This is a genomic window from Streptococcus infantis (assembly GCF_047463175.1).
Lineage (GTDB): Bacteria > Bacillota > Bacilli > Lactobacillales > Streptococcaceae > Streptococcus > Streptococcus infantis_AC.
Genome location: NZ_JASHEJ010000003.1, coordinates 100,756 through 114,290 on the forward strand (window position 1 = coordinate 100,756; position 13,535 = coordinate 114,290).

Here is a 13,535-nt window from a genome sequence, read left to right on the forward strand (position 1 = left end):
AATCATTAGGTATTATAGATTTTCAAACCAAATGTGAGTCATTCGTTTTTGCCCCACTTTTGCCACGTTTTTAAAGCCTGACAGTGAAAACACCTAAAAGTATTTCCCTAAAATCAGCTATATTTCAACACTTTTGTTTATTTTCAATATGAAAAGTTCTTACAAATTCATGTAGGGGGCATCTAAATCAACAGGAAAAAGCCTTGATTTCAAGGCTTTTTTGATGTCAAATAACTTTTTGTAGCAAATCATTATAAAGGTTTTCCAACCTTATCAAACTTATCATTTATTCTCAATCAATTGCTAGCAATATTTGATAAGACCAACTGTTTTTTACAGTACAGAGCTAGTCTATAATTAACTAAACTATACTAATTTGTGCCCATATTACATGGCCAATCCGCATAGAGATTAAAATGGGCTATTATGAATTCATAAATTTTCGCAACAGAACAAGAGCAAGTCATTTAGAAATAAAAGAGAAGAGAATCTTTCACTCTCTTCTTAGTATATCTTATTAAATTCAGTCTTTCTCAATCTACCTGATTTTCCTTTGCAACGACAAATTCTTTAACCAATCGATAGATAACAGCAGATATCGGTGTAAAGAATATCATCCCAAGTAAGCCAAAGAGATTGCCTCCAATACTAGCAGCCGCAAGCGTGAAAATAGCTGGCAAACCAATAGACTGACCTACAACTCTAGGATAAATAAGGTTTCCTTCAATCAGCTGTATAACTTGATATAGAAGAAGAGAAAGTAAGGCTTGAGTAGGACTGACTGTGAAGATAAAAATCGCTCCCACAACACAAGCAATCATAGGCCCTACATAAGGAATGAACGATAGCACTCCTGCAAAGATACCTGTCATTACTCCATAGGGTATCCCAAACACGCTGTAACCAACCGCTATCATAACTCCTATGATAACTGCTTCAATCAGCTGACTCATCAAAAATTGGTCATAAGTCTCTAGTGCTACTTGTCCAATGTAAGTCAACTTTATCACCACCTTCTCTGGAAGAAAAACTTTTAGAAGTCGACTCGTCATCGCTGCCAAATGTTCCTTACTGGATAAAAATAAAAAGGTGAAGACTATAATCAAAAAGGCATTCATCAAACTTGAAAAAATATTGCCGATATTACTAGTCAGACCTGATAAAAAACCTATCAAAGCTTGGCTAATAGAGCTAGACTGTCCCTGAATTCCTGATACGATAGTTGACAACATGTCTTTGGTTACAAATTCCGAGCTGCCTAGCAATTTCCCAAGTTGAGTAAGGACTGTTGAAAGGACTGTTCCCAGCTGACTAATAGTCTGGGCTAGGGTTGGCAGCACCAAAACCAAAAGAGCAATCACGATTAAGATAAGAGCTAGGAAAACAAGTACCATGGCAATCGGACGACGCAACTCTGCCTTTACCTTCAATTTAACTAAGTACTGTTCAATTTTTTTCATGGGAACATTGAGCACAAAAGCAATAACAGCACCATAAATCAAGGTTGATATTACATCAAAGAGAGAGATTGCTCCTGATATAAAGCTCGATGCATTCAGAATTACAAGAGCAACCAGCCCTATAAAAAGTATTAACGGGGTGTATTTTTTTACTAAGTTCATAAATTCTCCTTAATAAACATGTTTAGATACGACTATACTATTTGGTTTTTCAAACTCTCGATTAAGGTAGGCTTGGTAAGTTCCTGGAGCGATAAATCCTTTGGGTGAGAGGATATCGGTGCCAGCCTGACCGACTATGGTATCAGCCAAGAGCACACAGTTTGTAGATAAGACAAAGTAGGATTTAAACTTAGATTTGATAAATTTATAAAGTTCCCCATCCGTCTCATGTCTGATTTTATAAGCGTAGGTGTAGTCTTCCTTACCATCTTCCGTTTTAATTTTATCTGCGCTTGGCTCCCAAGGAATCGTTAGTTGTTTTAATTCAGCTAATTTTTCCTGAACCGCTTCTTCCATTTCCGGTGTCAAATCTATTCCGTAACCAAATAGCGTTTTTTGACTCTCCCGTTTACATAAGTCAATGTACTTATCACGGTCGCAAAAATATAAAACACCATCTCCAACCATACCAAATAAGGTCTCAGATGACGGATCATAGTTTCCATAAGAAATCACACGTCCTTGATAACAAAGGTCCACATGACCAATAGCTGAAAATAGAGAAGTCTCCGCTGTATGAACGAAAATTTCAAGATCTGCTGTCTTACCAAACTTCACCATTCCAAGATAGATTTCCTCTTCCTCATCAGCATTTTCCTGCATGAATTTATTGATTTTTGCTAAAGTACTTGCAGGGATGAGAGCGGCTAGGGCAATAGGTAAGCTCATTCTGACACGACGTTTGAGATGGTTTTTCCCAATTTCCTCCTCAAACAAGAAACCATCACGGATATTGGACACACCATAAAGGAAAAAATAAGCCCCTAATACAAAGAGTTGAAAGACAGAATTTCCTGTAGAGGACAAAAGACTAGTCCCACCAAGAAAAACTAGTACGAGACCATCTAGTAAGAAACGAAAACGAGGTCGAATTTTGTTTTTGCGGTAGAGAACATAGGTGACAAGGTTGATACTAGCATGAAAAATCTGAGAAATTCCAATCACAAGAGCCAAAATATAAATTGGCACATCAGTAGCAAGATTCGAGCCTAGCAAATATCCCATCACTAACAATTTAACCAGTGCAACTCCCAAGGTGTCCGTTGACTGACTTTTTTTGAAAATACGTAATACTAAATCTAAGACCGTTGCTATCCAAGCTAAAAACAGAACCAGTCGAATAACCGTCACTGGCAACCAAGTTCCCGTGACCATCAAGATAAGACCTAGCAGAACAAACAAGAAACCCTGAACAAGTAATTTCTTACCTGTCAGACCTAAAGAAAGAATTTTTTCCATAAAAGACCTTTCAAAAATAATAATTAAGCCCTTTGATCAAATTGACTGGTAAATAGCTGACGGCACAAACAGCCTGTGCCAGCAAGACATGGCGACTGACTGTAGCAATGTCACCATCTTGTCTTTTGCACTTCTGAAATTTGTTTTATTGAGTCGAAATCAGAGCTTATAAAAACTAGCTAAACTCGAGAGATAGACACAATTGCGACGAAAAAATGTATAACCAATTCAACTTGTTAAGGTAAGAAAGCATTATTTCCAATCTATTAATTATTCATCTATTACCTATTATGACACAATATTCCCTATAGTTCAACATTTTACTAATTAAAAATCATAAAAGAAGTTTCAAGTCCTCATAACGCTTTGAAAAGAACAAAAATCTGAATGTAATAAGATAGTACCCATTACCCATATTATAATTAGATTATGAATTGAAGCTTTTTGGAACTAAAATTAGGAATAATTGAGAAAGTAGGGAGGGAAATTTTGCTTTTACCCCATTTTGAAATAATTTCATTTTAGATTTTTCTAAGTTTCTTTCAAAGAGCCTGCAGGGGGCATCTAAACAACAGGAAAAAGCCTTGAAATCAAGGCTTTTTTGTTTATCTAAGTATTTAGGGGCTATCCCAAAAGATAGATGGTCAATGTTCCACTTCTTCCTTAAAGCGTACCTTTCCTTGGCTATATAATCCCATAATCTTTACAAAACGAACTGCATTGTTTTGGTTATACATAAGAAAAATTACAAAGAATAACATGCCAGCAAACCACAAAGCATAGCTTTCATCAATCGGTCGACCAAATTTTCGAGGAAGAGTCAAGAAATACAAAAAATAATAGATAGACACTATATTTATTAGATAGCGAGCAAATCGAAAAGGTAAAGCAGACAGTTGTCTAGGATCAAACTGATTTTTTACAAACAAATTATGAGATGCTGCAAAGAAAAAGACTTTCTCTGTCGTTGGCTGGGCCTTTCGAACATTTTTATAAAGTGCTCGTTCAAGTATAGCAACCAACAAGGAAAACTGCATCAACCAAAATAGAAGAATACAGGCTAGACTGAACCAGTTATAGACACCAATAAACTTGAGGGAAAAGAAGCCCGAAATTGCAGGTCCACCTGCTAGTAAGAGAATTACCAATTCAGGAATAAAAGAATTCGTTTCACCAGCTTTTTCAGTATTGAGCAACTTACTCTTTGGAGCAGCTAAAGCCTCTCCTGTCTTTTGGTCATAATAAACAGCCTGACCATTGCATTCGCCGATAAAGACACGACGGCGTCCGAGAAAAAACATATTGACCTCTTTCTATTTATGAAAATATGTTGTCAAAGTTTGGATTACCTTTATCCTAGTATACCATAAACCAACTTGCTAGGTCATAAGATAGCTAAGAGCCACATCTTGCTAAAAGGTTGACAGAACTTCGCTCCATAGGATATGATGGGAATACCTAAAATTTTAACTCTGCATGATCTTTACGACTTCTACTGAAAAAGCGTTGGAGAGTTCAATTCTATATCTGGAGGTTTCTATGAAAATCTATTATTCAAAATTTGTCGGTGTCGGCTATCTAGTCTTTGCGGCGGGTGTATTCTTTCAATTTTTCTTTTTCCTCGCGCATGGATTGATCGACTTTTCCCAGCTTAGTCTTCTTACTGTAGTCCCAACCATCCTCTTTTTCGCTGCTATCTATTCAACGATTGCAGGCATCAAAAGACTTTCTAGCCACAGACTCTCCTTTGAATTCACCTTTGAAGGTATTTATGTCTATCCCGGGCTCTTCTTTTCCAAGGAAATTTTCATCCCAAAAGAAGAATTGTTGCGAGCATCTTATGTTGAAGTGGATGTCAGTGACCCCGACCACGTTAACAGCAAGGCTTACTATTTAGACTTCGATCTGAGAGAGGTGACCCAGCTAGAAGATATTTCTAAATCAAACGTCATCATCGATACAACCTCCTTGAAATTACGTCTCGCCTTTAGCCTTTGTCGATTTAGAGAGGAAGAAAAAGCCGAGTTGGCGACCTATCTAAAAGAAAACTATGGCATTGATTTCTTATACTAGCAAGTAAAAAAAGCCCTACATCAGGGCTTTTGTGTTGTTAGCGATTTAGCACATGCTACGCTCCGCTTTCATCCTGTTCTTTCTTAAATCGCACTTTCCCTTGGCTATATAATCTCATAATCTTCACAAAGCGAACTGGATTGTTTTGGTTATACACTAACACGAGTGCAAAGAGTAATAATCCAGCTATCCAAAATTCATAACCTAATTCAATTTCCTGACCAAATTTTTGAGTATAGCTATAAAAAACATATAACAAGTAGATATTAGTGGCAACTATTAGAAAACGAACAATTCGGAAGATTTTAGTCGACAGCTTAGCCGGATCAAAGTTTTCTTCCCCCACCATCAGGTTATGAGAAGCCGCATAGTAAAAGATCTTTTCTGTCGTCGGCTGGGCCTTGCGTACATTTTTATATAGAGCTCGTTCGAGTAAAGCAACCATAAACAAAAACTCAGCCAACCAAAATAATAGGATAAAGGTCAAACTGGTCCAGTTATAGACCCCGATACTCATAGCTGCAAGGAACCCAAAGCCACCCGTTCCACCAGCCATGAAGAAAATCACCAATTCAGGAATATAGGCGTTGGTCTTCCGAGCCCCTTCAGTATTGAGTAGGACACTCTTGGGAGCGGCTAAAGCCTCTCTCGTCTTTTGGTCATAATAGACCGCTTGACCATCACATTCGCCGATAAAGACACGACGGCGTCTAAGAAAAAACATATTGACCTCTTTCTATTTCCTTTGTTATATTTACTTCTTAACTCGACTATTTCTGTACCGTTCAACTGACTTCAGCCATCGGATCAACCAGACAATGTGTTTTCGATTTCCACGCGCAACATCTGTATTTAAGAGCTTACTTTTAGCAGTACCTATATCTATACTTAGGCATATAAGATCCGATACATATTTTCCATGAAGCCATCAATCTCTCCTCGAACAATTTTCAACAAACGATCTTCTTCGGATTGCGAGATAGAGACTCCTTCTCTTTTTCCACTGTCGTTATCCTGAGAATAGTTAGAATAAATTAAATTAAGGTCTTTATCTAACACGAAAGCTACATATGTTTGTTTTTCATTAACTTGTGTAATGAAAAATAACTGAAAATCTTTTGTATCTTTCTGAGGAGGGCTGATTTTCAAATGTACTTCTCCTTCTATTTCAAGTGGATAAATGACTCCGTCTAGACGAATGGCACCATCAGATGGAATGATGTATCCCGCTTTACGTATTTGAGATGCGTACTTTTCCGACGTCATTAAATAATGAAGAACTGCGATTCTATCCTGTTTTTCAAAAGCTGTTTTTAGAGTACTGGATTCTTGAGAATTCTTATAAGCGAGATACAAAGGAATAACTAATAAGATAAAAGATACTATTATCAACCACTTAAACTGTTTCATTTTATCTAACATTACTCTTACCACCTCTTTCTAAATAGTCAAAGAAGGCTTTCTGCTTTTTCTTTCTCTCTATCTCTTCTTTTTAATCTGATAATAAATAAAACTAATAGTGGTATCCAAAAGAATTGAATAACCAAAAGTTCTTATTGTCCATATAAGCCAAATCGGGCTATTTTCAGCATCTATATTCAATAGTTTTAAAGACACTGCTAGAGTCAAAAATAAGACAACTTCTGTAGTCAAGCGGTGCTTTGCCTTTTTAAGGTCTATGGTTTTCAAAAAGGACTGACTCTTGGTTTCCTTAGGTACTTCTTCCCAATAGGTCTTATCCTTACTTCTTAGATAAAGTAGATAACCAACTTCGACGATTAATCTTGAAAAAGCTGAAATAAACACTATATTGCTCACAATCCCAAATGTTTGCAAATAATAACCGGATAAACTAGCCAATCCTCCGCCTAACAAAGTAACTCCTAGAATAATCCAAAGGGATGGTTTACTGTAAACACCTGAAAAGGCTATATAGTTAGCAGTTGTTCGTTTTTCTGAAAATCCTTTTCTTAGTTGTTTTTTTAACCAACTGGCATTATAAACAATTAACCCCATGAATAAACCAATGGAACTTAACCAATAAATCAGCGAGTAGATCAGCGAATTTTTTAGAACCTCATTCGTTAAAATAGTGAGGATATAATCCATTAAAACCAATGAAAGATGAATCCCATTGATTAGTACAAAGAGCATCGCAGTACTAAAGAGTTGATGTTTATAGATGAATGTCTTGCTGAATGACATAATCTGACAGCCCAGCATGAGCAATAGAAGGAGACATAGAAAAAGAAAAGGGACATTCGAAAAGGGATCTACTGTGAACTGCTCCTTGATAAAAAAGTATACATGAGTCAGGTCAATACTCAATACAAACAAACCAGCCCAGGCCAAACTCAACATTCTAACAGAAGCTCGCGTGGAACCCAGCGCTTGAAAATATTCCTTATTTAATGCTTCTGACTGACGGTTCATATCCCACTACTCCTCTTCTAGTTGACTGCTTTTGATCAACTTCTTATAATAGCGTTTGCTGTACCATTCGCGGTCGCTAATCCCCAGATATTCTTTGTATTCCAGACGGCGTCTAAGAAAAAACATATTGACCTCTTTCTATTTCCTTTGTTATATTTACTTCTTAACTCGACTATTTCTGTACCGTTCAACTGCCTTCAGCCATCGAATCATATTATTTTGCCACAGCAATAGAACTGCGACAGCTGGCAAAACCCCCATCAAACTTAAAGGAAACACCTCATTGCCGATTGGTGTTCCCATCATCTTCAAAACGAGCATGGAAGTGACAGAAATTGGACCCACCAAGCCCATAACAGCCATAAAGACTGTGAAAACCCAAGCAATTAGCTTCTTGCCAAGGGTAACCTTCTTATCTGAAAAATTATTCCAAAAGAGATTGCTATCGACGGCTCTTCTGAAGTTTTCCTTGCTGGTAGGTTGCGCTAAGGCAACATTTTTGTAGAGTGCTCGCTCCACGATCACCAATAGTAAAATGGCTTCCAGTAACCAAATTAGCAGAAAATACATCAGAGTTTCATAGCTATAGACACCCGTAAAAAAGCGTGTTGCCGGGAAAAGCTGCATGATGCTACTGAATCCTAAAAGGCCACAAATCAACCAGACAATGTGTTTTCGATTTCCACGGGATGCCTCAGTATCTAAAAATTTTCTTTTAGGAGCTGCTAGAGGATTTCGTGGCTCGTCGATATGAACATAAATAGCCTGACCATCACTTTCCCCTATATAAATCACTTTCCTAAAAAACATACTTATCTTTCTCCTCTAACCAACTGTTTTTCTTAAAACTTCCCTGAAAAAGAGATTTTTTCTCCATTGACTCCTCCAATTTTATGACACAATTGATAGATTTTTTCCCAAAGAGAGATAAAGAATGAGAATTATAAACCTTGGGCAATATTTCCTAGTTGGTTCACTCGATCATGAATGGTTTCCACGTTTAGGTTTCCATGTTGATATCCACAAAGAAAGCCATTTTCGTAGAAAACTTGCTCTGAAAGCTGACCTTTTGGTGTATTTGGGCATTCAATCATGACAACATTAAAGACACCACCTGTTCCTGTCCCCTCAATTGTATTGCCTCTAAAATGATAAGTGAAAGCCCGAAATTGTTTCCCCTTGTAGTTACCAGAGATGACATAGGCAACTTTTCTCTCATGTCCACACCCAAAAGGATAATAGCTAAAATTGGCATATTTTTCTACATAGGGACTTTGGACTGGAGTTATAGTGACCGTACTAGATATCGTTCTGCTTGAGTAATCCCTATAGTTGTCTCTACCTTGAGCTTGGTCAAATTGATATCCGTGAGCAGTTGCAAAGGCTAGATATTCATTGTTATTTTTATTGGCGTGGCTAATAGCCCAATAAACAATCCCTGCTACAAAAACAAAGATTAATAACATAAAGATGATAAAGAAAACAACAAAAGTCATACTCATTTTATACTCCTTTTTAAATTGGTTAGAAAGCAAGGACATTTCTCCACCCTTACTTCTGATTGATGTTCTTAGTTACGGTAAAACTGGTTATCTTTGTCGCTTACAGATTGACCGATAGACAAGACATCTTGACTGCCATCTGTACCTGTCACTTCGTTTTGGACTCCAGCTGGGGTAAAGATCAGTCGTGCCCCTTGTCCACCACCGACAAGATGAATACCTGTTGAGTAGTAGCCGTCTTTTTCCTCTACTTGACCCATCTCGTATTTAAAGGTTCCATTTGAACTTTGGATCGTTACAATTCCATCTGTTGTGACTGTTGCAGTTGTTCCCGCGTAGTTTTCCCAAGTTCCTACAAATTTAGCGTAAGCCTCTTGTGATTTTTTCTTATCTTCCTTTTGTTCTGCTTGAGTGGTTGTAGCTTCTGTCGCACTATTTGTTTCTGACTTCTGCTCCTCTTTTTGGCCTGCTTCAGTTTTACTTGCGGACTCTGTAGTCACCTTGCTTGTTGTCTCCTTTTGATTTGAAGATGACGTATTCTTGTCAGTCTTTCCACCACAGGCAACCAAGGTCAAGGCAGTCAACAAGGTCAGGACTGATAGGCTCGTATAGCGTAATGTTTTGTTTTTCATAAAAATCTCCTTTGAAATAGACACAGATAAAAGTAGCTCGTCAGATTTTGCATATATTTGACGGCTGTATCGTAGTCTTCAGTGTATCATTTATTTGCTTTTAATTCAATAGCTACCCTACATAGAAAAAAGGCTCATCCTATTAGGAATTAGCCCTTCTATCTCTAGTCTTTATTTCATTGCTTTTTAGTAGATAAACATGGCATCGCCAAAGCTAAAGAAACGGTATTTCCCATCGATAGCATGCTGGTAGGCTTCGAGGACCAATTCACGGCCTGCAAAAGCTGAGACAAGCATGACCAAGGTAGACTTTGGCAAATGGAAATTAGTAGAAAAAGCATCCACCACCTTCCAGTCATAGCCTGGCTTGATAAAGATATTAGTCCAGCCAGAGTCGGCCTGGATTTGGCCGTCAAACTTGCTTCCGATAGTCTCTAGTGTACGGATAGAGGTTGTCCCCACAGCAATGATACGGCCACCATTTTCTTTGACCTGACGCAAGGTCGCTGCAGCTTCCTCAGACAATTGATAAAACTCTGAGTGCATCTCGTGCTCATCCAGATTATCTACTGAAACAGGTCTAAAGGTCCCAAGTCCAACGTGCAAGGTCAGGTAGACTAGGTGAACGCCTTTTTGCTGGATTTCTTCTAGTAATTCTTTGGTAAAATGTAGCCCTGCAGTCGGAGCAGCGGCTGAGCCACTCTCCTTGGCATAGACGGTCTGGTAACGTTCACGATCATCCAATTTTTCGTGGATATATGGAGGCAAAGGCATTTCTCCCAGACTTTCAAGTACTTCTAGGAAAATTCCTTCATACTCAAAACGGACAATACGACCGCCATGGGTTAATTCCTCAGTCACGACTGCGCTAAGTCGACCATCACCAAAGATAACACGGGTGCCGACCTTGAGACGTTTAGCTGGTTTAGCCAAGACTTCCCACTCATCTCCTGCTGTATTTTTCAAAAGCAAGAGTTCAACGTGGCCCCCTGTTTCTTCCTTTTGACCATGAAGTCGGGCTGGCAAGACACGGGTATCATTCATAACCAGGGCATCACCTGGCTCTAGCATGTCAATAATGGAGTGAAAGTGGCGATCTTGAAATTCTCCAGTTTTGCGATTAACCATCAAGAGTTTAGAGGCATCGCGCTTTTCCAGAGGAGTCTGAGCAATCAATTCCTCTGGTAAGTGAAAATCAAAATCATTTGTATTTAATGTCGTCATTCTTCTTTTCTCTTCTCATTTATTCAAATTACTTATCAAAGCGAACTTCTTCAAGTAGGTACTCGATGAAGCGTTCACCCATCTTAGACAAGCTAGTTTTCTCATGCTGGATATAAACCAGTTCAATAGGATCATCAATATCAAGTGGAATCGAAACGATATTGTCTCCATTGAGGTTACTATTAAGGATACCAGTTGCGATGGTATAGCCGTCCAAACCAATCAAGAGATTGAACAAGGTCGCACGGTCACTAACAACGATGGATTTCTTGTGGTGTTCCTGAGACAAAATCTCCTCTGAGAAATAGAAGGAATTATGGGTACCTTGGTCATAGCTCAAGTATGGGAAGTCTTCTAGATCTACCAATCGCACCTTGTCTCTCTTAGCAAGAGGGTTGGTCTTGCTGACAAAGATATGGGGTTGGGCTGTAAAGAGATGGTGGGCAACTAGATGGTTGTCGTCTAACATCTTTGAAAGAACGTCCCGGTTATAGCTATTTAAAAAGAGAACTCCCACTTCACTTCGGAAGTTCTTGACATCATCGATAATCTCCCAAGTTCTGGTTTCACGCAAAAAAAGCTCGTACTTTTCCATATCGCTTTTCTTGAGCAAGGAAACAAAAGCATTGACCACAAAGGCATAGTGTTGCGAAGACACACTAAAAAGCTCGCGATGAGCGATTGGATTCTTATAACGTTCTTCTAGAAGTTGCGTTTGTTCGACAACCTGACGGGCATAGGATAGAAACTCCATCCCATCACGTGTAAGGGTAATTCCCTTAGGATTTCGGATAAAAATCTCAATTCCCATCTCATTTTCTAGGTCACGAACAGCATTTGATAGACTCGGTTGTGTAATGAAAAGTTGCTTGGCAGCCTCATTCATCGAACCAGTCTCTACGATTTTGATAATATAGTGTAATTGTTGAATTCTCATGTTTTTATTGTACCATACTTGAGGCAATATAAAAAGGAACAGTCACTGAAAGCCAAGCTAGCCGCATATCAGTCTTTTTTTGCAGCTCATAAAAAAGAGGTTGGATGATTTCCAACCTCTTTATCTGTTCTAGCAATTTAAAACTAGCTGTCTTTTCTCCAAAAGATGGCTAATAAAATCATGGCTCCTAAAACTGATGGGATAATAGCCGTATCAGCTAAGATAGGCCCCCAAGTTCCAAAAAGCATTTGACCCAGGAAAGCACCAATCCAACCCAGGAACATTTTCCCGAAGCATCCCATCCGTTCTCCACGATTGGTGATAGCTCCTGCTAATAGTCCGATCAAAAGACCGACAAACATACTTCCAAGCATAGTTTCTCCTTAAATTGCCCAATCTCCATTGCGGAAGAGTGGTACGCGTGTCCCATCCTCACGGATACCATCGATATCCATTTGGTTAGAACCAATCATAAAGTCAACGTGAACATCTGAACGATTAAGTCCTGCAGCTTCTAGCTCTTCTTCGCTCATCTCAGCTCCACCAACAACGCTCGTTGCATAGGCTGCACCGATAGCCAAGTGGTTAGAAGCATTTTCATCGAAAAGAGTGTTGAAGAAGGTAATCCCTGACTGAGAAATCGGGCTTGGATCTGGTACCAAGGCACATTCACCCAAGGCACGCGCACCAGCATTCTTAAAGACGAGGTCCTTCATAACCTGATCACCCTTTTCAGCTGTGATATCAACGATTTGACCATTTTCAAAGGTCACCTTGATGCCTTCGATGATATTTCCATTGTAGCTAAGAGGTTTTGTAGACGTTACATAACCATCTGCGCGACGGAAATCAGGGGCTGTAAAGACCTCTTCTGTTGGCATATTTGGCAAGAAACCTTCGCCTTGAGCATTGATCGCTCCGGCAGATTCCCAGACATGGTTCTTAGGTAAGCCAAGTGTCAAGTCTGTTCCAGGAGCAGTGTAGTGAAGAGCTGAGAATTGCTCTTTGTTGAGCATTTGCGCCTTGCTCTTCAAAATTGCTGCATGTTCTTCCCAAGCCTTAACTGGATCTTCTTCGTAAATACGGCAAGTCTTGAAGATTTGATCCCAAAGGAGGTCTACTGCTTCTTCGTCGCTTGCAGCATTTGGAAAGACTTTCTTAGCCCACTCTAGTCCGGCAGCTGCTGCTACAGTCCAGCTAACCTTGTTAGATTGAGTTGCGATACGCATTGGCTTCATGGCAATTCCCATTGCTTTAGCAGAAGCTGAAAGTTTTTCTGCATCTACTCCGTTCAAGGCACCTGGGTCAGAAGAACGAACACCGAGACGACTTGCTTTGTTTTCAAGAAGGTAGTTCATTTCAGCGATCTTGTATTCTGGCACATTGTCCAAACGCTCCATCGGCGCGTGAAGGAATTTCTCACGATTTATAAAGTCATCTGCCCATTGAACGATAACTTCATGCGCTCCAAGTGCATAGGCTTCTTTGACGATTAAGTGAGCCAACTCGCGTTGCTCCACATCGATAGAGAGAGCCAAGGTATGACCAGGTTGCACGTTCACTCCGTTTGCAACCAAAAGCTTAGCGTATTTTTCTAGATTTTCTTTAAAATTTGGTAAAACCATTCTGTTTTCCCTTTTCTATTTGTTTATTTTTCTTTCAAAGCAGAAAATAATCCTGCTAAAGCAATAGCACCTGACAAGAGTGCTGTCGATAGAAGGATTGTCTGATCAGCAATCTCCAATTGATACTCAAACACCTTCTCAGCCGGCTTGTCTTCCGCAAAAATTCTTAGTTTCATCAAATGTCCTCC

At 39.1% G+C, this 13,535-nt stretch carries 15 protein-coding genes and 1 pseudogene; 1 reads left to right on the forward strand and 15 read right to left on the reverse strand.

All coding sequences use genetic code 11. The annotated features are described in order from the left end of the window. Positions 1-533: 533 nt before the first annotated feature. The 3 genes from QM859_RS06740 to QM859_RS06750 form a co-directional block, all read right to left on the reverse strand. Entirely contained in the window at positions 534-1,622 is a 1,089-nt protein-coding gene (locus tag QM859_RS06740; RefSeq protein WP_036758387.1) for an AI-2E family transporter, read from the reverse strand. Positions 1,623-1,631: 9 nt separating this feature from the next. Then, a complete protein-coding gene (locus QM859_RS06745) occupies positions 1,632-2,921 on the reverse strand; it encodes a hypothetical protein (RefSeq protein WP_004250748.1) in 1,290 nt (429 codons plus the stop codon). A gap of 644 nt (positions 2,922-3,565) precedes the next feature. Next, entirely contained in the window at positions 3,566-4,222 is a 657-nt protein-coding gene (locus QM859_RS06750) for a hypothetical protein (RefSeq protein WP_414262530.1), read from the reverse strand. A 238-nt stretch (positions 4,223-4,460) separates the two neighbouring features. Between QM859_RS06750 and QM859_RS06755 the strand changes: the two genes are divergently transcribed. Further along, positions 4,461-4,994: a hypothetical protein gene (locus QM859_RS06755; protein ID WP_414262531.1), complete on the forward strand. Its 534-nt coding sequence runs from the start codon at positions 4,461-4,463 to the stop codon at positions 4,992-4,994. Positions 4,995-5,049: 55 nt separating this feature from the next. On the opposite strand, the gene QM859_RS06760 is transcribed toward QM859_RS06755, so the two are convergent. The 12 genes and pseudogenes from QM859_RS06760 to QM859_RS06815 form a co-directional block, all read right to left on the reverse strand. After that, complete coding sequence (locus tag QM859_RS06760) at positions 5,050-5,718, reverse strand: hypothetical protein (protein ID WP_414256323.1); 669 nt, start codon at positions 5,716-5,718, stop codon at positions 5,050-5,052. Positions 5,719-5,882: 164 nt separating this feature from the next. Then, positions 5,883-6,416: a thiol-disulfide isomerase gene (locus QM859_RS06765; protein WP_373075327.1), complete on the reverse strand. Its 534-nt coding sequence runs from the start codon at positions 6,414-6,416 to the stop codon at positions 5,883-5,885. 57 nt (positions 6,417-6,473) lie between these two features. Then, complete coding sequence (locus QM859_RS06770) at positions 6,474-7,427, reverse strand: hypothetical protein (RefSeq protein ID WP_414262532.1); 954 nt, start codon at positions 7,425-7,427, stop codon at positions 6,474-6,476. Between the two features lie 6 nt (positions 7,428-7,433). Then, positions 7,434-7,529: pseudogene (locus tag QM859_RS06775) on the reverse strand (beta-carotene 15,15'-monooxygenase); the annotation flags it as partial. A gap of 54 nt (positions 7,530-7,583) precedes the next feature. Continuing rightward, on the reverse strand, positions 7,584-8,237 hold the full coding sequence (locus QM859_RS06780) for a hypothetical protein (RefSeq protein ID WP_414262533.1): 654 nt from the start codon (positions 8,235-8,237) through the stop codon (positions 7,584-7,586). Positions 8,238-8,368: 131 nt separating this feature from the next. Further along, positions 8,369-8,923 carry a hypothetical protein gene (locus QM859_RS06785; protein WP_414262720.1) on the reverse strand — a complete coding sequence of 185 codons (555 nt, stop codon included), beginning with the start codon at positions 8,921-8,923 and terminating at the stop codon, positions 8,369-8,371. A gap of 74 nt (positions 8,924-8,997) precedes the next feature. Further along, positions 8,998-9,561 (reverse strand): ABC transporter substrate-binding protein, encoded by a 564-nt coding sequence (locus QM859_RS06790; protein WP_414262534.1) that lies wholly within the window; start codon positions 9,559-9,561, stop codon positions 8,998-9,000. A gap of 186 nt (positions 9,562-9,747) precedes the next feature. After that, positions 9,748-10,785, reverse strand: coding sequence for a tRNA preQ1(34) S-adenosylmethionine ribosyltransferase-isomerase QueA (gene queA / locus QM859_RS06795; RefSeq protein ID WP_414262535.1), 1,038 nt, complete (start codon positions 10,783-10,785; stop codon positions 9,748-9,750). A 28-nt stretch (positions 10,786-10,813) separates the two neighbouring features. After that, positions 10,814-11,722: a LysR family transcriptional regulator gene (locus tag QM859_RS06800; protein WP_036756668.1), complete on the reverse strand. Its 909-nt coding sequence runs from the start codon at positions 11,720-11,722 to the stop codon at positions 10,814-10,816. A gap of 143 nt (positions 11,723-11,865) precedes the next feature. Beyond that, complete coding sequence (locus tag QM859_RS06805; protein WP_006153144.1) at positions 11,866-12,096, reverse strand: GlsB/YeaQ/YmgE family stress response membrane protein; 231 nt, start codon at positions 12,094-12,096, stop codon at positions 11,866-11,868. 9 nt (positions 12,097-12,105) lie between these two features. Further along, positions 12,106-13,347: an aminopeptidase gene (locus QM859_RS06810; RefSeq protein ID WP_414262536.1), complete on the reverse strand. Its 1,242-nt coding sequence runs from the start codon at positions 13,345-13,347 to the stop codon at positions 12,106-12,108. 23 nt (positions 13,348-13,370) lie between these two features. Continuing rightward, positions 13,371-13,523: a hypothetical protein gene (locus tag QM859_RS06815; protein ID WP_016466267.1), complete on the reverse strand. Its 153-nt coding sequence runs from the start codon at positions 13,521-13,523 to the stop codon at positions 13,371-13,373. Positions 13,524-13,535 lie beyond the last annotated feature (12 nt).